This is a genomic window from Azospirillum brasilense, from assembly GCF_007827815.1.
Classification (GTDB): Bacteria; Pseudomonadota; Alphaproteobacteria; order Azospirillales; family Azospirillaceae; genus Azospirillum; species Azospirillum brasilense_C.
The window spans coordinates 64,320-84,878 of sequence record NZ_VITH01000014.1 but is presented as its reverse complement, the minus strand read 5'-3'; the positions used below and the strand labels follow the sequence as shown (position 1 = coordinate 84,878).

14 protein-coding genes and 1 tRNA gene are annotated in these 20,559 nt (G+C 69.6%); 10 read left to right on the top strand and 5 right to left on the bottom strand.

Going from position 1 to position 20,559, the window contains the following annotated elements; genetic code table 11:
* Positions 1-2 precede the first annotated feature (2 nt).
* From FBZ83_RS24630 to FBZ83_RS24610, 5 genes are all read left to right on the top strand, one after another.
* A complete protein-coding gene (locus FBZ83_RS24630; protein ID WP_145689347.1) occupies positions 3-896 on the top strand; it encodes a LysR family transcriptional regulator in 894 nt (297 codons plus the stop codon).
* A gap of 128 nt (positions 897-1,024) precedes the next feature.
* Positions 1,025-3,409: a bifunctional diguanylate cyclase/phosphodiesterase gene (locus tag FBZ83_RS24625; protein ID WP_145689346.1), complete on the top strand. Its 2,385-nt coding sequence runs from the start codon at positions 1,025-1,027 to the stop codon at positions 3,407-3,409.
* 116 nt (positions 3,410-3,525) lie between these two features.
* Positions 3,526-4,917, top strand: a complete 1,392-nt coding sequence (locus tag FBZ83_RS24620; RefSeq protein ID WP_145689345.1) for an ABC transporter substrate-binding protein — start codon at positions 3,526-3,528, stop codon at positions 4,915-4,917.
* Positions 4,914-7,328: an ATP-binding protein gene (locus FBZ83_RS24615; protein ID WP_145689344.1), complete on the top strand. Its 2,415-nt coding sequence runs from the start codon at positions 4,914-4,916 to the stop codon at positions 7,326-7,328. The genes FBZ83_RS24620 and FBZ83_RS24615 overlap by 4 nt, the downstream gene beginning before the upstream one ends.
* A gap of 10 nt (positions 7,329-7,338) precedes the next feature.
* A complete protein-coding gene (locus FBZ83_RS24610; protein WP_145689343.1) occupies positions 7,339-8,685 on the top strand; it encodes a sigma-54-dependent transcriptional regulator in 1,347 nt (448 codons plus the stop codon).
* Between the two features lie 12 nt (positions 8,686-8,697).
* On the opposite strand, the gene FBZ83_RS24605 is transcribed toward FBZ83_RS24610, so the two are convergent.
* Together FBZ83_RS24605 and aspT are read right to left on the bottom strand one after the other, a co-directional pair.
* A complete protein-coding gene (locus tag FBZ83_RS24605; RefSeq protein WP_145689342.1) occupies positions 8,698-10,329 on the bottom strand; it encodes a bifunctional aspartate transaminase/aspartate 4-decarboxylase in 1,632 nt (543 codons plus the stop codon).
* Between the two features lie 21 nt (positions 10,330-10,350).
* On the bottom strand, positions 10,351-12,039 hold the full coding sequence (gene aspT / locus FBZ83_RS24600; RefSeq protein ID WP_145689341.1) for an aspartate-alanine antiporter: 1,689 nt from the start codon (positions 12,037-12,039) through the stop codon (positions 10,351-10,353).
* A gap of 550 nt (positions 12,040-12,589) precedes the next feature.
* Between aspT and FBZ83_RS24595 the strand changes: the two genes are divergently transcribed.
* From FBZ83_RS24595 to FBZ83_RS24575, 5 genes are all read left to right on the top strand, one after another.
* Positions 12,590-13,936 carry an ABC transporter substrate-binding protein gene (locus FBZ83_RS24595; RefSeq protein ID WP_145689340.1) on the top strand — a complete coding sequence of 449 codons (1,347 nt, stop codon included), beginning with the start codon at positions 12,590-12,592 and terminating at the stop codon, positions 13,934-13,936.
* A 75-nt stretch (positions 13,937-14,011) separates the two neighbouring features.
* Positions 14,012-15,724, top strand: a complete 1,713-nt coding sequence (locus FBZ83_RS24590) for an ABC transporter permease (RefSeq protein WP_137118134.1) — start codon at positions 14,012-14,014, stop codon at positions 15,722-15,724.
* Between the two features lie 14 nt (positions 15,725-15,738).
* The gene (locus tag FBZ83_RS24585) at positions 15,739-16,869 is read left to right on the top strand and encodes an ABC transporter ATP-binding protein (RefSeq protein ID WP_247888458.1); all 1,131 of its coding nucleotides are present in this window, start codon (positions 15,739-15,741) and stop codon (positions 16,867-16,869) included.
* A gap of 13 nt (positions 16,870-16,882) precedes the next feature.
* Positions 16,883-17,578, top strand: a complete 696-nt coding sequence (gene gph / locus FBZ83_RS24580) for a phosphoglycolate phosphatase (RefSeq protein ID WP_145689338.1) — start codon at positions 16,883-16,885, stop codon at positions 17,576-17,578.
* Positions 17,572-18,126 carry a histidine phosphatase family protein gene (locus FBZ83_RS24575; protein ID WP_145689337.1) on the top strand — a complete coding sequence of 185 codons (555 nt, stop codon included), beginning with the start codon at positions 17,572-17,574 and terminating at the stop codon, positions 18,124-18,126. Before gph ends, FBZ83_RS24575 begins: the two co-directional genes overlap by 7 nt.
* Here FBZ83_RS24575 and FBZ83_RS31550 read toward each other — a convergent pair.
* The 3 genes from FBZ83_RS31550 to FBZ83_RS24565 all read right to left on the bottom strand — a co-directional run bounded on the left by FBZ83_RS31550 (position 18,110) and on the right by FBZ83_RS24565 (position 20,263).
* Positions 18,110-18,274 (bottom strand): hypothetical protein, encoded by a 165-nt coding sequence (locus tag FBZ83_RS31550; protein WP_014199676.1) that lies wholly within the window; start codon positions 18,272-18,274, stop codon positions 18,110-18,112. The two genes, FBZ83_RS24575 and FBZ83_RS31550, sit on opposite strands and share 17 nt — an antisense overlap.
* A 118-nt stretch (positions 18,275-18,392) precedes the next feature.
* Entirely contained in the window at positions 18,393-19,901 is a 1,509-nt protein-coding gene (locus FBZ83_RS24570; protein ID WP_145689336.1) for an FAD-binding oxidoreductase, read from the bottom strand.
* A gap of 286 nt (positions 19,902-20,187) precedes the next feature.
* A tRNA-Phe gene (locus FBZ83_RS24565) sits at positions 20,188-20,263 on the bottom strand.
* Positions 20,264-20,559 lie beyond the last annotated feature (296 nt).

The window sequence follows — 20,559 nt, the reverse complement described above, 5'->3', positions numbered from 1 at the left end:
GAATGAACCGGAACGACCTCGGCGATCTGGCGGCCTTCGCCGTCGTGGCGGAGGAGGGGAGCTTCACGCGGGCGGCGGCCCGGCTGGGCATGTCCCAATCCGCGCTCAGCCACGCCATGAAGGCGCTGGAGGACCGGCTGGGCCTGCGCCTGCTGGCCCGCACGACCCGCAGCGTGTCCACGACGGAGGCCGGGCAGCGCCTGCTCCGCACGCTGCGGCCGGCGCTGGACGACATCGCCGCCGGGCTGGCCGCGGTCGGGGAGCTGCGCGAGAAGCCCGCCGGCACGCTGCGCCTCACCACCGGCAAGCACGCCGCCGTCCGGGTGCTGTGGCCCGTGCTGTCGCGCTTCCTGGCCGACTATCCGGAGGTGCAGGTGGAGCTGTCCATCGACAGCAGCCTGACCGACATTGTGGCCAGCCGCTTCGACGCCGGGGTCCGGCTGGGCGAGCAGGTCGAGAAGGACATGATCGCGGTGCGCATCGGCCCCGACATCCGGGCGGCCATCGTCGGCGCGCCCGCCTACTTCGCGAAGCATCCGGTGCCCTGTGCCCCGCAGGATCTGGCCGCGCACGACTGCATCAACTACCGCTTCACCACCTCCGGCGCCGTCTATGTCTGGGAGTTCGAGGAGGACGGCCATCCGGTGAACGTCCGGGTGTCGGGATCGCTGGTGTCCAACGATATGGACGTCATCATGGCCGCCGTGCTGGACGGGCGGGGGCTGGCCTACATCTTCGAGGACGAGGTGGCGGAGCATGTCGCCGCCGGGCGGCTGGTCCGCGTGCTGGACGACTGGTGCACCCCGTTTCCCGGCTATTACCTCTACTACCCCAGCCGCCGGCAGATCCCGCCGGCCCTGGCCGCGCTGGTCGACGCGCTGCGCTACCGCCTGTAGCGTCCGTGCAACTTACACATGATGATTCCGCGTTCCGGGCGGATCCGAAAAAGGATTATTAACGTACCAAAAGAATAAGGTAATTCGGATCAAGCGGCACCGAGCCGCCGGAACGGGATGAACGCCGGATGATGCGTGTGTATGCCTGCATAACCCAGCAGCACGATCTGTGGCTTGTGCTGCTGGCGGGGGCGGTCTGTGGATTCGGCGCCTGGGTGTCCCTGAACCTCGCCCGCCGCGCCGCGGCGGCGGTGGGGCGGGCGCGCCGGGGCTGGCTGGCCGGGGCGGCGACCGCGACCGGCGGCGGCGTCTGGGCGACCCATTTCATCGCCATGCTGGCCTTCCGGACAAGCCTGCCCATGGGCTACGACGTCGGGCTGACCGTCCTGTCGAGCCTGATCGCCATCGGCGGCGCCGCGGTGGGCATCCGCCACGCCATCGGCGGCGGGCGGCTGGCCGCCCCGCTGGGCGGCGCCATCGCCGGGGCGGCGGCGACCGCCATGCATTTCACCGGCATGGCGGCGCTCCAGGTGCCGGCCAACCTGCATTACGACCCGGCCTACGTCGCGGTGTCGCTGGGGCTGGGCGTCCTGCTCGCCGGGGCGGGCTTCACCGCCGCCCTGCGCATCGGGTCGCTGAAGGGACTGGCGGCCGGCGCCGTCCTGCTGGCGCTGGGCATCTGCGGGCTGCATTTCACCGGCATGGCCGGCGTCACGCTGTTCCCCGACCCGCTGCACGACCTGTCCGACCAGATCATGGAACCGGGCCTGCTGGCGGTCGCCATTGCGGTCACGGCCACGGTGGTGATGGCTCTGGGCCTCGCCGGGGCCATCGTGGACCAGCGGCTGGCCGCGCGCACGGCGCACGAGGCGGCCCGTCTGCGCGCCAGCGAGGAACGGTTCCGCCAGCTCGCCGACGCCACGACGGAAGGCATCGTGATCCACCGCGACGGGGTGGTCCTCGACGTCAACCGTGCCATGGCGGAGCTGCTGGGCAAGCCGCAGGCGGATTTCATCGGCCGGTCCATGCTGCGCTTCGTGGTGCAGAACCGCCGCTCCGACATCGAGCGCAAGCTGACCCACCCGACCTCCGAGCGGGTGGAACTGGACCTGCTGCACGACGACGGCACGCTGGTGATGGTCGAGGCGCACGGGCAGGACATCACGCACGAGGGCCGTCCCGCCCGCGTTGTCGCCGTCCGCGACATCCGCGAGCGCAAGCGGGCGGAGGAGCGCATCCGCCACATGGCCAACCATGACCTGCTGACCGGCCTGCCCAACCGCTCCCTGTTCCTCGACCGGCTGAACGGCGCGCTGACCAGCGCGGGGCGGGCGCGCACCGGGGTGGCGGTGCTCTATCTGGATCTCGACCGCTTCAAGGCGGTGAACGACCTGCTGGGCCACCCGGCGGGCGACCGGCTGCTGCAGGAGATGGCGCGCCGCATGCTGGAGGCGGTGCCCAGCCACGACACGGTGGCGCGGCTGAGCGGCGACGAGTTCGCCGTGCTGCACCGCATCGCCCAGCCGGGCGAGGCTTTGGCCCTGGCCGACCGGCTGGTCAAGACGCTGGGCCTGCCCGCCGAGCTGGACGGCCAGCGCATGGTGGTCGGGGCGAGCGTCGGCATCGCCCTGTTCCCCCAGGACGGCGGCGGGGCGGAAGCGCTGCTCCAGCACGCCGACACCGCCCTCTACCGCGCCAAGTCGGAGGGGCGGAACACCTTCCGCTTCTTCGAGGCGGAAATGGACGAGCGTCTGCAGGCCCGCCGCGGCCTGGAGCGCGACCTGCGCCAAGCGCTGAGCGACGGCGCGCTCAGCGTCCATTACCAGCCGCTGGAGGATTGCCGGACCCACAGTGTCCTGGGGTTCGAGGCGCTGGTGCGCTGGAAGCACCCGGATCGCGGCATGATCCCGCCGTCGGAGTTCGTGCCGCTCGCCGAGGAGAGCGGGCTGGTCATGCAGCTCGGCGAGTTCGTTCTGCGCACCGCCTGCCGGGACGCCCGGAACTGGCCCGATCCGGTCAAGGTGGCGGTCAACCTGTCGCCGGTCCAGTTCCGCCATTCCGACCTGCCGGCCACCATCCTCGGCATCCTGGAGGAGGAGGGGATGGCGCCGCACCGGCTGGAGATCGAGGTGACCGAGGGGGTGATGATCGACGACACCGAGCGCGCCCTGGCCGCGCTGACCGCGCTGAAGACCGCCGGGGTCCGCATCGCGCTCGACGATTTCGGCACGGGCTATTCCAGCCTCAGCTACCTGCAGAAATTCACGTTCGACAAGCTGAAGATCGACCGCTCCTTCGTCCAGCTGATGGCGGAGAACCGCGAGTCCCTGTCGATCATCCGCACCATCCTGGCGCTCGCCAAGAGCCTGGACATCGCCGTCACGGCGGAGGGCGTGGAGACGGAGGAGCAGCGGACCCTGCTGAAGAACGAGTCCTGCAACCAGCTCCAGGGCTATCTGATCGGGCGCCCGGTCCCGGCCTCCGAACTGGCGCGCTTCTACGAGCCGGCGTGAGGGGAGCCGGCGTGAGGGGAGCCGGCGTGAGGGCGGGCCGGCCGCCCCACGGCACGGGATGATGTGACGGAACCGTTGGACAAACGGACGGAGGCCGCCGCACAGTGTCCCCCGCCATGACCGGATTGCGTGCCTTCGCCAAGCGTCTCCTTGCCGCTCTTCTGCTGCTTCCCGTCCTGTCGCCGGAAAGCGCGGCCGGGCGGGAGACCCGCACCGCCGTCACGGTGCTGACCTCTTTCCCATCCGGCTTCTACGAGCCGGTGCGCGAGGCGTTCGAGGCCACGCATCCGGACTGGCGCCTGCGCATCGTCAACACCAAGACCACCGCCGCGATCAGCCAGTTGCAGGAGCGGAGCGACGATGGGGTGGACGTCTTCTGGGCGTCCGCCCCCGACGCCTTCGAGGTGCTGAAGGCGGCCAAGCGTCTGCAGCCGCTCGCCCCGCGTCCGACAGGGGCGCCGCCGACGGTCGGGAACCAGCCGATCAACGATCCGGACGGCGCCTATCTCGGCTTCGCGCTGTCGGGCTACGGGCTGCTGTGGAACCAGCGCTATCTGGACCGCCACGGCCTGCCGGCGCCCAAGCGGTGGGAGGACCTGCGCCACCCCGCCTACGCCCGGCATCTCGGCATCACCGCCCCGTCGCGGTCGGGCACCATGCATCTGATGGTCGAGACCGTGCTGCAGATGCAGGGGTGGGAGCGGGGTTGGGCGACGTGGCTGGAGATCGCCGGCAACCTTGCCACGGTGACGGCGCGCAGCTACGGCGTGGTCGACGGCGTCGCCAAGGGTCGCTTCGGCGTCGGGTTGAGCATCGACTTCCTTGGGCAAACCGCCGGGTCGGACGAGGAGGACCTGCGCTTCGCCTATCCCGCCGACAGCCTGTTCCTTCCCGCCAGCGTGGCGCTGCTGCGCGGCGCGCCGAACCCGGAGGGGGCCGGGGCCTTCATCGACTTCCTGCTGTCGCCGGCCGGTCAGGCGCTGCTGGTGCGCCCGGACATCCAGCGGCTGCCGGTGCGGCCCGACGCCTACGCGGCGGCCCCCGCCGGCTATCCCGACCCCTACCGGACGGAGACCGGGGACGACCTGTTCCTGTTCGACCGCGCCCTGTCCGGCGCCCGCTACGAGCTGGTGAACCTGCTGTTCGACGAGCTGGTGACCTTCCGGGTCAAGACGCTGAACCGGGTCTGGCAGCTGATCCACGAGGGGGAGGCGCGCTTGGCCGCCCTCTATGGCGCCGCCGCCCACGAGCCGGTGGCGGCCGACCTGCTGCGCGCCGCGCGGGCGGCGGCCACCGCCGTCCCGGTCTCCGCCGTGGAGGCCGCCGACCCGGCCTTCTCCATGGCGCTGCGCCGCCCGGCGCGCGGGCTTCCCGTGTCCAGCCGGCAGGCGGAGCTGGAGGCGGCGTGGCGGGCCTTCTCCCGGCAGCGGCTGGACGAGGCGCTGGCCCTGGCCGAGCGCGCGCTGATCATCCTGCGCGTGGCCAGCGGCGAAGGGGTCTGGCCGTGAGCGCGGAGGCCGTCGCCGGGCGGGGTCCCGGTCCCGTGCGGTTCGGCATCCGGGCACGGCTGCTGCTGGCCTTCGTCGCGGTGGCGTTGTTGTCGGTGGTCGCCTGCGGGCTGGGCTGGCTGTCCTACGACCGGCTGGGCGGCACGCTGGACGAGTTCGCCGAGAGCCATCTCCCCGCCCTGGGCCTCGCCGCGCGCCTGGCGGAGGAGGGCGGCAGCATCATCGCCACCGCACCGATCCTCGCCAACGCCCAGACGGAACCGGAGCTGGGGGCCATCCGCGACGCGCTGGGCCGCCGGCTCGCCGCGCTGCGCGCGCTGGCGGCGGAAGGGGAGCGCGGCGTCCCTGGGCTGCGGCCGCTGGTGGACGCGCTCGGCCGCAACCTGACCGACCTCGACGCCACCGTGCGGCACCGGCTGGCCCTGGCCCGCCGCAACCAGGAGGGCATCGAGCGGCTGCGCTGGCTGCACGCCGACTTTCTCGACGAGATCGAGCCGCTGGTCACCGACGCCCGCTTCAACATCCAGAGCGCGCTCGACCTCGTCGAGGCCGGCACCCGCTCCGCCGAGGCCGTCCGCACCCTGCGCGCGGAAAGCCGGCGCAGCGAGGCGGTGCTGCAGATCGGGGCGAACGGCAACCTCGCGGTCGGGCTGATCGCGCGGGCCGCGACTCTCGCCACCACCGAGGCGCTGGACGACAACGCGGGCTTCCTGGAGGAGACGGCCGACCGGCTGCAACGCGATCTGGCGACCCTGGACGACTGGGCGGACGGCGTGTCGCTGGCGCAGCTGGTCGCCCGCCTGCTGGAGCTGGCCCGCGGTGACGGCAGCGTCCCGGAGCTGCGCCGCGCAGAGCTGGCCGCGGCCGACCAGGGGCAGGGCCTGCTGGCCGAGAACCGGACGCTGGTGGCCCGGCTGAACGGGCTGATCGCCCAGCAGGTGCAGTCGGTGGAAACCACCTCGCGCGCCGCCGCGGCGCGGTCGGCCCAGGCCATCGCCGAGGGACGGTCGGCCCTGCTGGCGAGCGCGCTGGTCAGCCTGCTGGTGGCGGTGCTGGTGGCCTGGCTGTACGTCAACCGCAGCATCATCTCGCGCCTGACACGGCTGGGCAGCGCGGCGCACGAGATCGCCGCCGGCAACCTGAAGGCGGACATTCCGCTGGGCGGCAACGACGAGCTGTCGCAGATGGCCGCGGCCCTGCTGGTCTTCCGCGACACCGCCATCGCGGTGGAGGAGGCCAACGCCCAGGCCATCATCGACAACGCCCAGGCCGGGCTGGCGACCACCGACGCCGACGGGGTGATCGAATTCGTCAACCCGCTGGCCGCCGCCCTGATCGCCGCGCCGGAGGGCGGGGCGGATGGACGTCTGGCCGACCGGCTGGAGCCCGCCGGCGCGCGGCGCGTGGAAGATTTTTTCCGCGAGGCCCGCGCGGCGCCGGACGATGCGGCGCCGTCCCTGTCCATTCTGACCGCCGGGCGGCGGCCGTCCGGCCGTCCGGTGCCGGTCCAGGTGGGCATCCGCCCCTTCCGGCGGCGCCAGCAGCAGCGCTTCATCGTCACCCTGACCGACATGACCGAGCGGGTGGAGGCGCAGCAGCTTTTGGAACGCACGGTGGCGGAGCGCACCGCCGACCTGCGGACCACCAACGCGCGGCTGGAGCGGTCCATCGCCGAGCACCAGCGCGCCGAGCGCGACCTGCGCGACACCCAGGCGGAGCTGGTGCAGGCCGGCAAGCTGGCGGCGTTAGGCCAGCTCGCCGCCGGGGTGGGGCACGAGCTGAACCAGCCGCTGTCGGCCATCCGCTCCTACGCCCACAACGGGCGCAAGCTGATCGCGCTCGGACGGGTCGCGGAGGCGGAGGGCAACCTCGGCAAGATCGCCGACCTGACCGCCCGCATGGCCAACATCACCAACCATCTGAAGCGCTTTGCCCGCCGTCCCGACACCCGGCTGGGCGCGGTGGAGCTGGCGCCGGTGGTGCAGGGCGCGCTTTCCCTGTTCGGCGACCGGCTGCGCGAGGAGTCCGTGGAGCTGGTGGTGGAGCTGCCGGAAGACGGTGTGCCGCTGCGTGTGCGCGCCGAGGAGGTTCGGCTGGAGCAGGTGCTGGTCAACCTGCTGAGCAACGCGCTGGACGCCGTGGCCGGCGCGCCCCGGCGCCGCATCGCCATCGCCGCGGAGACGGCGGGCGACACCGTCCGCATCACGGTGCGCGACAGCGGCGCCGGGATCCCCGACGCGGTGGCCGGGCAGGTGTTCGACCCCTTCTTCACGACCAAGCCGGTGGGCGCCGGGCTGGGCCTCGGCCTCTCGATCTCCTACAACATCGTGCGGGACTTCGGCGGTGCCCTGTCGGTGGCCGAGAGCGGCCCCGGCGGAACCGCCTTCCTGCTGACCTTGACCCGTGCCTGAGCGACACCGCATGACCGTTCTGCTGATCGACGACGACCACGAGGTGCTGGACGCCAGCCGCCAGACGCTGGAGCTGGAAGGCTTCGCGGTGGAGGCGACGACCCGGCCCGAAGACGCCCTGGACCGGCTCGGGCCGTCCTGGCCGGGCGTGGTGGTGACCGACGTGCGCATGCCTGGGATGGACGGCTTCGCCCTGCTGGAGCGGGTGCGCGCCGCCGACCCGGAGGTGCCGGTGGTGCTGGTGACCGGGCACGGCGACATCGCCATGGCGATGCGCGCGGTGCGCGGCGGCGCCTACGACTTCATTGAGAAGCCGGCCGAGCCCGGCCACCTCGTGGAGGTGGTGCGCCGCGCGCTGGAGCACCGGCGGCTGGTGCTGGAGAACCGCAGCCTGCGGGCGCAGCTCGCCGGCGGCGGCGGCTCGCTGGAGGCGCGCATCATCGGCCGGTCCGCCGCCATCGAGCGGCTGCGCGCCGCCGTGGCCGGGCTGGCCGACGCCGAGGTGGACGTCCTGCTGTTCGGCGAGACCGGAACCGGCAAGGAGCTGATCGCCCGCAGCCTGCACGACGCCGGGCGGCGGCGGGCCGGAAACTTCGTCGCCCTGAACTGCGGCGCTCTGCCCGACACCATCATCGAGAGCGAGCTGTTCGGCCACGAGCCCGGCGCCTTCACCGGCGCGCAGGGCCGGCGCATCGGCAAGCTGGAGCACGCCGACGGCGGCACGTTGTTCCTCGACGAGATCGAGAGCATGCCGATGCATCTCCAAGTCAAGCTGCTGCGCGTGCTGCAGGAGCGGGTGATCGAGCGGGTCGGCGGCAACCGGCCGATCCCGCTCGATCTGCGCGTGGTTGCCGCCACCAAGGTCGACCTGCTGCGGCTGGCCGGGGAGGGCAAGTTCCGCGAGGATCTCTACTACCGCCTGAACGTGGTGACCGTGCCGCTGCCACCCCTGCGCGAGCGGCGCGAGGACGTGCCGCTGCTGCTGCGCCATTTCCTCGACGCTGCCGCGGCCCGTGCCCGCCGTCCGGCGCCGCCGGTGGATGCGGCGGCGCTGGCCCGTCTGGCCGCCCACGGCTGGCCGGGCAACGTCCGCGAGCTGCGCAACGTCGCCGAGCGCATAGCCCTGGGCCTGGGTGACGGTCTGGCGGGTGGACCGGTGACCGGGGCAGGGGGCGGCGGGATCGAGCCCCTGGCCGAGCAGATGGACCGCATCGAAAAGCAACTCGTCGAGGATGCGCTGGCCCGCTGCGGTGGGCGGGTCGGCGAGACGGCGGACAAGCTGGGCATCACCCGCAAGACCCTGTACCTGAAGATGCGCCACCACGGCCTTCAGCGCGGCGACTTCACCGAGGAATGAGAGCGGAGAGCGTCAGTTGGGCTTTGTCCCGCCGTCCGGCGCGTTCCCGCCCTGCCGCTGCCTCTTGAACTCCTCGTGGGACTGGTCGGCCATTCCGCGCAGCGAGCGCCCGATCGCCGCGTACTCGTACTCGTTCAGATTGGCCAGCGAGACGCGGGCGGCCGGTTGCAGGGTGCCGAAGCCTTTGCCGGGCAGCAGGACGATGCCGGTCTCCGCGGCGATGCGGAACAGCAGATCGTTCGGAACGAAGTTCGCCTTCACCCAGGCCGCGTAGTCCGGGCCGTAGAGCTTCAGCGCGATGTCCTCCAGGTCGAGGAGTGTGTAGTAGTCCACCGCGTTCGGGTCGGACAGCGTCGGCAGGCCCAGCTCGCGGTACAGGGCGGCCTCGCGCCGGCGGATGACCTTCTTCAGCTCGGCCTTGTAGCCGTCCTGCTCGTCCATCAGGGCGAACAGCGAGAACAGCACCATCTGCACCTGCTGCGGCGTGGACAGCCCGGCGGTGTGGTTCAGCGCCACGGTGCGGCTGTCGGCGACCAGCCGGTCGATGAAGCGCAGGGCGCGCACGTCCGGGACCAGCGAGCCGTAACGGCGGTCCAGCGCCGCCTTGCGCTCCTCCGGCAGGCCGGCGATCCGCTGGTCGCAGACGTTCGTCTTGTGGGTGGCGATGACACCCAGCCGCCATCCCGTCGCCCCGAAATACTTCGAGAAGGAATAGACCAGCATGGTGTTCTCGGGGCAGACGGCGAACAGCGACCGGAAATCGTCGGCGAAGGTGCCGTAGACATCGTCGGTCAGGATGATCAGGTCCTTCCGCTCGTTCTTCACGATGGCGGCGATGCGGTCGAGGCTGCGGTCGTCCATCTTGACCGAGGGCGGGTTGCTGGGGTTGACGCAGAAAAACACCTTGACCGCCGGGTCCTTCAGCTTGTCCAGCTCGGCGTCCGGGTACTGCCAATGGCTGGCCGGGTCGGCGTTGATGGCGACCTCGGTCAGCCCGTACTCGTCGAGTTCCGGGATCTCGATGTAGGGGGTGAAGACGGGCAGGCCGATGGCCACCTTGTCGCCCCGCTCGACCAGCCCGTTCTGCTTCATCGTGTTGAAGATGTAGGTCATCGCCGCGGTGCCGCCCTCGACCGCGAACAGATCGACGCTGCCGGGCGGCAGGAAGCCGCCGACCATCTCCTTCACCAGATAGTGCCGGACCACGTCCTCGCTGATCGCCAGCATGCGCGGCGGCACCGGGTAGTTCGCCCCCAGCACCCCCTCCACCATCTCGTGCAGGAAGCCGGAGCCCGACAGGCCGAGCTGGTCGCGCACGTAGCTCAGCGCGCGGCCGAGAAAGACGACCCCCTCCTGGTCGCGATGCTCCGAGACGTAGCGTTCGAACCGGCCCTCGATGCCCTCGATCCGCGGCAGGCCGCCGACGCCGTTCGGCATGTAGGAGAAGGACAGCTCGGCCTCGGCGACGGCGAACAGGCCCAGCCGGAAGAAGGCGCGGCGCGGCAGGGTCGCCAGGAAGTTCGGGTTGCCGCGCCCCGCGTTCAGCATCAGCCGGTTCTCGCGGCCGGAGGCGAGCTTGATCAGTTCGTCCTTCAGTTCGAAGGGACTGAGCTTCGCGTATCGGCTGTAATCGATCGAGTCCATCAGGGGAACTCCTCGTCTGGATTACACGAAGGCCACCACCAGCGGCCCCAGCAGGGTGAGGAAGACGTTCGCCAGCGCGTAGGTGATGGCGAAGGGTACGGTCGGGATCGAGTTGCCCGCCTTGTCGAGCACCTCACCGAAGGCGGGGTTGGCGCTCCGCGATCCGGCGAGCGCGCCGGCGAAGATGGCCGCGTTGTCGTAGCGCAGCAGATAGCGGCCGACGAACAGGGTGATGATCATCGGCACCAGCGTCACGACCACGCCGACCAGGAAGATGCTCAGCCCGCTCTCGATCACGGTGCTGACCGCCTGCCGGCCCGATTGCAGGCCGACCACGGCGACGAAGCCGGCCAGACCCAGGTCGCGCAGCAGCGTGGAGGCCGGTGTCGGCATGTTGCCGATGGCGAGGTTGCGGGTGCGGTACCAGCCGAACAGCAGCCCGGCCAGCAGGGCGCCGCCGCCGCTGCCCAGCGTCAGCGGGATGTCGCCGATGCGGATGACGGCGAGGCCGACGAGCAGGCCCAGCGCCAGGCCCAGCCCGTGGTAGATGAAGTCGGTCTTGTCGCTCGCGATGACCTCCGTCCCCACCGACGTGGCGACGCGCTGCACGTCCTCGGCGGTGCCGTAGAGCGTGACGACGTCGCCGGCCTCGATCACCGTGTCGGGGGCGAGCGGCAGCGGCCGGTCGCTCCGCTTGAGGCCGGTCACATAGACGCCGTGGTACAGGTTGGCCGAGGACAGCTTGCGGATTTCGGCGACGGTGCGGTGCACGAAGGCGGGGTTGGTGATGGCGACATCGCGCACCAGCATGATGAGGTCCATGCCCTGCGAGGACTGAAGCTCCGGGCCGAGCGTGTCGGCAAGACCGACGACCCCGGACCGCCTCCCGACCAGCAGCACGACGTCCCCGGCCTCCAGCCGCAGGTCCGGCTGCATCCCGATCAGCGCGTTGTTGCGCTTCACCCGCTCCACGCTGACCGGACCGTCGGCGGAGTCCGCCTCGATCTGCGCCACCGTCCGTCCCGCCGCCCGCTCGATGCGGTAGAGGCGCCCGACCAGGGGCGGCATGGCGTATTCCTCGCCCCGCGCCAGAAAATGGGCGCCGGCCAGCATCGCGGTTTCCGCCTTGATGGCGTCGTCGCGGATGCCGCGCTTCATGATCCAGGGCAGCAGGTTGACGCAGACCAGGATGGCACCGAACGACCCGAAGATGTAGGTGACGGCGTAGCCGACCGCGACGTTGCCCTGGAGGCGCTGCACCTCCTCCGCCGGCAGCCCGAGTTTGCCGATGGCCGAGCTGGCCGTGCCGATGATGGCCGACTGGGTCAGCCCGCCGGACGCGATGCCCGCCGCCAGACCTTTGTCGAGGCCGGTCAGGCGGGCCATGATCACGACGGTGACCAGACCGCTGACCGCCAGCACCGCCGCCAGGACGATTTCGCGGATCGACTGTCGCCCCAGCGATTGAAAGAACTTCGGTCCGCTTTCAAAGCCGACCGCGTAAATGAACAAAGCAAACAGAACCGCTTTGACGCCGTTGTCGACCGAGACGCCAATCTGGCTGATCACCACGGCGACCAGCAATGATCCGGCGACGCCGCCAAGCTGAAATTTACCGAATTGAAATTTGCCGATCCAATAGCCGCCGGCCAGGGAGAGAAATAACGCGATTTCCGGGGATTGGTTGACGATCGAATGGAGCCATGACATGGCGATTCCTTCAAAAGTTCATTCTGTGCGCGCATCGATTGATAGGGAGGTCGTCAAGTGAAATAGCAATCATGATCAGTGGTCAAGGTGTTCAAATTTGCTCCATAAGGGACAATATTTTAAGGAATACGATCGTGTTTTAAATGCGTTGGCGAGTTGTTTTGTTTTCAATCAGCGGCTTGCGGGGTTTTCGCAAGCTTTTTTTGTTTTAAATACTTTTCTCAGTTACCGATGCGCCGGACCAACCCATTCAAGGAGAGGTTGGGTACTTTGAGAAGCGGTAACGCTTTTGGCCGGAGAGTCGCCTTCTTCGTCGCTGGGACTCGTCGTCAGGCTTCGCTTGCGGGCGGGAAGGACCTCCGATCCGGGATGGAGTCCGGGGACGCCCTGGAATTGGACCGCCCTGTTCCCGCCGTTACCCATCGCACGCACCCGATGTTACCGGCTTTACCCATCTTTCCGGCGCGACCCCAGTGAATTCGCCTGCGAACGGTCTGGCACGCGGATTGCTGAAAGAGCGCGCAGAAAAACACTGGGAGGAACCATACCTATGTCTCGCACGCTGCACGGCGTCGCGGCCGCCCTGGCCGTCCTGCTCGCTTCCAGCACCGCCGCCTTCGCCCAGGACCCGTCGGGCAAGCTGGTCGTCGTCACCTCCTTCCCGAAGGACCTGACCAGCGCCTTCCAGCAGGCCTTCCAGAAGGCTTACCCGAAGGTCACGCTGGAGGTTCTGAACCGCAACACCAACGCGGGCGTGAAGTATCTCCAGGAAACGGCGTCGAACAACGGCACCGACCTGTTCTGGGCTTCCGCCCCTGACGCCTTCGAGGTCCTGAAGGGCGCCAAGCTGCTGCAAGCCTACAAGCCGAAGGTCGAGGGCATTCCGGAGAAGGTCGGCGCCTACCCGATCAACGATCCGGAGGGCATGTACGCCGGCTTCGCCGCCTCGGGCTACGGCATCATGTGGAACAGCCGCTACATGAAGGCCAACGAGCTGCCGGCCCCCAAGGAGTGGTCGGACCTCGCCAAGCCGGTCTATTACGACCACGTCGCCATCTCCGCCCCGTCGCGCTCCGGCACCACGCACCTGACCATCGAGACCATCCTCCAGGGCGAGGGCTGGGAGAAGGGCTGGCGGACCAACAAGGAGATCGCCGGCAACTACCGCACCATCACCGAGCGCAGCTTCGGCGTGCCGGACGGCGTGAACTCCGGCAGCTTCGGCATCGGCATCGTGATCGACTTCTTCGCGCTGTCGTCCCAGGCCTCGGGTTTCCCGGTGGAGTTCGTCTATCCGACGGTCACCACCATCGTGCCGGCCAACATCGGCATCGTGAAGAACGCCCCCAACAAGGCCGCCGCCGAGACCTTCGTCGACTTCATCCTGTCGCCGCAGGGCCAGGAGGTGCTGCTGCAGCCGGCCATCCGCCGCCTGCCGGTCAACCCGGCCACCTACGCCAAGGCCCCGGCCGACTACCCGAACCCGTTCAAGGACACCTCGCTGGGCTCGCAGGTGAACTTCGACGTCGAGGTGTCGCAGGCCCGCTACAACGTGGTGGACGCGCTGTTCGACCAGCTCATCACCTTCCAGCTCGACGGGCTGAAGGCGGCGACCCGCGCCATCCATCAGGCCGACGCCGCGATGGCCAAGAAGCCCAACGACAAGGCCAAGGCGCTGCTGGCCGAGGCGCGCGACCTCGTCGCCGCCATGCCGGTGACCGCCCAGGAGGCCGCCGACCCGCAGCTCGCCGGCGCCTTCACGGTGGAGCGCAAGAGCGCCACCGACGCCGTGCCGGAGCGTCAGGCCCAGGTCGAGCAGAAGTGGGCCGCCTTCGCCAAGGACAACTACGCCGCCGCCCGCAAGAAGGCCGAAGAGGCCCTGGCGCTGGCCCGCTGACCCGAGCGTGACGGGAGGGGCGCCCCGCGCGGGCGTCCCTCCCCGCCTTCTCCCCCGATACCATTGGGCTGAACCATGACGTCTCTTGCGCTCACGCGCGAAAGCATCGCGCGCGTGCGGCCGGGGCCGGCGGTGGCGGCTGTGCTGATCGCGCTGTTCCTGCTGCTGTTCCTCGTCGTGCCGGTCGTCCAGGTCATCTTCGTCGCCTTCCAGGACAAGACGACCGGGTCCTTCACCCTGATCAACTTCGCCGACTTCTTCCAGAACGACCTGTTCATGCGGTCCTTCTGGAACTCCTTCTACGTCTCCGCCATGTCGGTGGTGGTGGCGAGCGCGCTGGCCCTGCCGCTGGCCTATCTGACGACGCGGTTCGAGTTCCGCGGAGCGGTGCTGATCCAGAGCCTGGGCATCATCCCGCTGATCATGCCGCCCTTCATCGGCGCCGTGGCGATGCAGCTCCTGTTCGGGCGCAACGGCACGGTCAACCTGCTGCTGCGCGACCATTTCGGCATCTCCATCCCGTTCATGGAGGGGCTGAACGGCGTCATCTTCGTGCAGAGCATCCACTATTTCCCGTTCATCCTCATCAACCTGTCGGCCAGCCTGAAGAACATCGACCGGGCGATGGAGGAATCGGCGCAGAACCTCGGTTGCCACGGCTTCCGGCTGTTCCGCCGCATCGTCTTCCCGCTGGCCATGCCGGGCTACGTCGCCGGCGCGTCGCTGGTCTTCATCAAGGTGTTCGACGACCTCGGCACGCCGCTGCTGCTCAACGTCAACGACATGCTGGCGCCGCAGGCCTACCTGCGCATCTCCTCCATCGGCATCGCCGACCCGATGGGCTACGTGATCTCGGTGGTGCTGATCGTCTGCTCTCTGCTCGCCCTCTGGGTGTCGGCGCTGGCGATGAAGGGCAAGGACTACGCGACCGTCCAGCGCGGCGGCGGCGGTCTGGCGCGACGGCGCATGAAGCCGCTGGAGCTGGTGGCGGCCTACGCCGTCGTGCTGCTGATCCTGGTGCTGGTGCTGGCGCCGCACATCGGCCTGACGCTGCTGTCCTTCGCGACGATCTGGTCCTTCAGCCCGTTCCCCGACGCCTTCACCATGAAGCATTACGGGACGGTCTTCCTGGAGAGCGGCCAGTACATCACCAACACGCTGCTCTACGCCTCGCTGGCCGCACTGCTCGACGTGGTGATCGGCACGGCCATCGCCTATCTGGTGCTGCGCAGCAAGCTGCCGGGCCGGCAATGGCTGGACTACATCGCCATGGCGGCGCTGGCGGTGCCGGGCGTGGTGCTGGGCATCGGCTATCTGCGCAGCTTCTACGACGTGCCCATGCCCTTCACCGGGCAGCCGCTATCCGGCTTCTGGCTGATCCTGGTCTTCGCGCTGGCGATCCGCCGCCTGCCCTACGCGCTGCGCGCCTGCACCGCGGCCCTGCAGCAGGTCAGCAACTCGCTGGAGGAGGCGGCCGAAAATCTGGGCGCCACCAAGCTGCGCACCATCAGCCGGGTGGTCGTGCCGCTGATGTCCGGCGGCATCCTGGCCGGCTTCGTCACCAGCTTCGCCACCGCGGCGGTCGAGCTGTCGGCGACCATCATGCTGGTCCATTCGCAGAGCGACGCGCCGCTGGCCTATGGCCTCTACGTCTACATGCAGTCGGCGGCCGGGCGCGGTCCCGGGGCGGCGCTGGGCGTCTTCGCCGTCGTCATCGTCGGGCTGGGCACCTACCTGTCGCACGTCATCATCGAGCGGGGCCGGCGCGAGCGCGGCCAGGACCATTGAGGGGAACCGCCACCATGAACCATCAATTCTCCCCCACCTCCCTGGCCGCCGGGATGGAGAGCGTCGGCGTCCGCATCGACGGCGTGGACCTGTCCTACGGCAGCCACCGCGTGCTGAAGGACATCCATCTCGACATCAAGCCGGGCGAGTTCTTCGCCTTCCTCGGCCCGTCGGGCTGCGGCAAGACCACGCTGCTGCGGCTGATCGCCGGCTTCAACACGGCGCAGCGCGGGGCGGTGACGATCGGCGGGCGCGACATCTCGGGCCTGCCGGCGCACAAGCGCGACGTCGGCATGGTGTTCCAGAGCTACGCGCTGTGGCCGCACATGACGGTGCGCCGCAACGTCGCCTTCGGGCTGGAGGAGCGGCGCGTGCCGCGCGCCGAGATCGAGCGGCGGGTGGACGCGGCGCTCGACCTCGTCGGGTTGAAGCATCTGGCCGACCGCCGGCCGTCGCAGCTGTCCGGTGGCCAGCAGCAACGCGTCGCGCTCGCCCGCACCATCGTGATCGAGCCGAAGGTGCTGCTGCTGGACGAGCCGCTGTCGAACCTCGACGCCAAGCTGCGCGTGCAGATGCGCCAGGAGCTGCTGAGCCTGCAGCGCAAGCTGGGACTGACCACCATCTTCGTCACCCACGACCAGGAGGAGGCCAACACCATCTGCGACCGCATCGCGGTGATGGAGGACGGCATCGTCCAGCAGGTCGGCACCCCGCAGGAGCTGTACGACCACCCGGCCAACCTGTTCGTCGCCGGCTTCCTCGGCACCGCCAACGTGCTGGAAGGGCAGGTGCGCGCCGTGGACGGCGGGACGGTCTTCGTCACGGGCGGTGGCGTGGCGATCCCGCTGCCGCGCGGCGTGGAGCCGGGGGCCGAGGGCAAGCTGATGTTCCGGCCGCAGAACCTGTTCATCCACCAAGAGGATGGGCGCCAGGACGGCGAGGCGCCGCGCGCGGGCCATGTCCGGCTGGTGGGCGTGGTGCGGCACCGCGAGTTCCTCGGCGCCTCGATCCGCTACGCGGTGGACATCGGGGGGCAGCAGGTGCAGGTTGACGCCCCGCACCAGGCCGGCGACGCGCTGCTGCCGACCGACACCCCGATCACCCTCGACCTCGCGGCCGACAAGGCCCGCTTCCTGCGCCGATAGGAGTCGCACCCCGGTGACCAGCCTTCCCAACCGCACCCCCTTGCGTGCCGTCGCCTTCGATCTCGACGGCACGCTGGTGGACAGCGCCGCCGACCTGATGCACGCCTCCAACGCCCTGCTCGCCGAGTTGGGCCGCCCGCCGGTCGATCTGCCGGCGGTGCGCTCCTTCATCGGCGACGGCGTGGCCAAGCTGGTGGAGCGGGTCCTGATCGCCACCGGCGGCCTGCCCGGAGCGGAGGAAACGGCAGCCCACACCCGCCGCTTCCTGGCCATCTACGAGGCCGATCCAAGCGCCCACAGCGCGCTCTATCCCGGCGTCGCGGCGACGCTGACGGCGCTGTCGGCGGCCGGGCTGAAACTCGGGGTGTGCACCAACAAGCCGATGGCGGCGACCCGGCGGCTGCTCGCCGACCTCGGCATCGCCGACCGCTTCACGGCGGTGGTCGGCGGGGACAGCTTCCCCACCCGCAAGCCCTCGCCGGAGCCGGTGCTCGGCCTGCTCGCCCTGATGGATGTCCGGCCGGAGGAGACCGTCTTCGTCGGCGACAACGAGCATGACGTGGCCGCCGCCCGCGCCGCCGGGGTGGCGCGGGTGCTGGTGCTGCGCTACGGCTACGCGCGGGTGCCGCTCGACAGCCTTCCCCACGACGGCATCCTGGAGCGCTTCGGCGACCTGACGGGCGCGCTGTCGGTGGCCTCGCCATGCTGAACCGTCTCGTCTTCTGCCGTCATGGCGAGACGGAGAGCAACGTCGGCGGCTGGCTGGCCGGATCGCGGGACGTGTCGCTGACCGAGCGCGGGTGGGCGCAGGCCCACGCCGCCGCCGCGGCGCTGGCCGCCCAGGGGGCTCCGGTCGCCGCCATTCACTCCAGCCCGCAGCGGCGCGCGCTGGAGACCGCCGGCGTCATCGGCGCGGCGCTGGGTCTTCCAGTAACCGTCGTTCCCGGTCTGGAGGAGCGGCGCTGGGGCGATCTGGAAGGCGGCGCCGTGCCGGGCGATCTCCTGCGCGAGGAGGTGCCGGGCGGTGAAAGCCTCACCGCCTTCCAGGCCCGCGTCGCCGCCGCGCTGGACGGCGTGCCGGTTCCGGCGGACGGGCGGCCGCCGCTGGTGGTGGCGCACGCCGGCACGTGGCATGCCCTGTGCCGCTGGCTTGGCCTCGCCCCGGACACGCTGTGGCCGCCCAACGCGATGCCCGTCACGCTGGAGCGCGCCGGTTTTTTTGAAAGCGTCGGGACGCCGGTCAGCGAATCTCGATGAGGTCCGTCAACTCGCGCACGACCAGCTCCAGGCTGTCGGCCACCGCCTCGCAGGACACCCGTTCCTCCGGGGTGGTGAAGTCGGCGGAGCGCAGGGTGGCGATCTGCTCCTTCAGCCGGCCGATGTAGGCGATCAGCTTTTCTTCCATGCCCGGACCCCGTGGCGCGAGAGGCTTCCCGCTACGATAACAGGCGAGCGGGGGCTTTGGCGCCCGGATTATCCGCCGAAGGGCGGATGGCGGCGCCAAAGAGCGATCGGCGGCGCCGTCACAACGGCTTGATGCCCTGCTGGTAGGTGAAGAGATCGGCCTTGTCGTAGGCGCTCTTCACCCGCCGCAGCCGGGCGTAATTGCCGCCGTAATAGGCCGATGACCAGTCCTTCAGGGACGGGTCGGGGAAGTTCTGGAAGGCGCCCACCGCCCTGGTGGTCGCGTTGGCCGTAGCGTAGAACCGCTCCTGCCACGCCAGATTTTCGTCCACCAGGGACTTCGGGTCCTTCCGGTTCCACCAGTTCACTTCGGAGGAGAACAGCCAGTCGTAGCCGCGGTGGACGTAGGCGGTGGCGTCCGCCGCCATGGCGTTGATCGTGCCCCCGACCTGGAAGAATTTGAAGGCGTTGGCCATGCTGGTGCCCGGCATGCGCTCGGCGAGCCGGATCATGGCGGCGACGGCCTCGGGCGTGATGTCCACCGCCCTCATGTAGGAGGACTTCTCCTGATAGAAGTAGGGGTAGGTGAATTCGCTCAGCAGGTCCTGCGCCGGCCAGTAGGCGATGTCGCGGTCGATCCGCGTCTTCGACGCTTTTTCAAGGACCGGGCCGAGGATCGCCTCGACCGTCGTGCCGCATTTGTGCAACTGGCCGAGGATGGAGACGGTGAGCCGCGGATCGCCGCTGCCGCGCGCCGGTTTGGTGACGTTGATCTTGCTGCCGAACTCCGGCGGCGCGTCCGCCAGACGCGTCAGCAGGGTGTAAAGGACCTCGCCCACATCCGTGGTCCAGGTGATGTCGAAGAAGGTGACCGTCTCCACCGGGAAGGTGCGCAGGGTGAAGGACGTGTTGATCCCGAAATTCCCGCCGGCACCGCCGCGGCAGGCCCAGAACAGGTCGCTGCCCTCGCCGCTGTTCTGGATGTCGGCGTGCAGCGCGCCGTCCGCCGTGACGATGCTTGTGGCCTGCAGCAGATCCGACCCCATGCCGAACATGCGCATGTTGAAGCCGATGCCGCCGCCCAGCAGGAACCCCGCCGCCCCCACGGTCGTGCAGCGCCCGTGGGTGACGGTGCGGTTCAGCCGTTCGAGCGCCTGATAGACCATCCCGTTCAGGGCACCGCCCTCCACCTTGACCAGCCCGTCCCCGCCGGGCAGGGCGGTGATCGCGCTGAGGGGCGTCATGTCGATGAGCAGCCCGGGGGTGGTGGAGAAGCCCGCGTAATTGTGCCCGCCGCTGCGCACGGCGAAGCGGGCGCCGTGCTTCCTCACCCAGGCGACGCAGGCCTGCACGTCCGCTTCGCTCGCACAGCGCGCGATGGCCGTCGGAAGCGTCTGGAAACGCAGGTTGTTCGGCCGAGCGTAGTCGCCAAAGAACGGATCATCGGGCAGCACGACGCCGCCCTGGACGGCCCCGGCCAGGTCTTTGAGCGCCGAGGCCGCGATCCGGTGGGGGCGCGGCTCTGCGATGGCGGGGAAGGGGGCGACGCTGGTGAGCGCCGACGCGGCGGCGAAACGGCCCGCCCCGACCAGGAACGTGCGGCGACTCGGCTGAACGGCGCTGAACATCGGATACCCCTCCCACGGATTCTTATGGGAGTATGTACAACTTTTTGAGAGTTCCGGGAAGGTGCGCGCTCCCATGCGGCGATCAAGACCGAAAGGACCGCCGTCCTGGCTGTGGTCCGTTGGGCATGCCGGTGTGAAGAGCCGGCGTTTCGCCTGCGCAAAAGACGGTTGCGGCGCGCCATCAGGGCGCCGGGTCGAATCAAAGATATGGGAGAATGGAGCGCAGCGTATGGAGGCGGCGACTATGGCCGGAACACCATCTCCTCGAACAGGATCGTGAGGAAAATGGTGCCCAGGGACGGAGTCGAACCGCCGACACGGGGATTTTCAGTCCCCTGCTCTACCAACTGAGCTACCTGGGCGCCGCTGCTTGCGGGGGCGTCTTATATGAAGAACCGGAGCGCTTGTCCAGCGCAATCCGACACCCATTGGGAAGAGATTTTTTCGGGCCGGCCGGGCGGGTTGGGGGTGGCGCTACCCCGAAAGTGGTCATACCAGTTTTGACCTGGGTCATGGCCCCTCGTCCATGGCTGGGGGATAGTTTTCCTGCCGCGCGGACAGGACCAGAGAGCCGCCCGGCATGACCGATTTTCCGTGCGTGCCCTGGATGCCGGTGTTTGAAGGGTGACCGTCCGCCCGCACCCGTCGTCCAGGACCG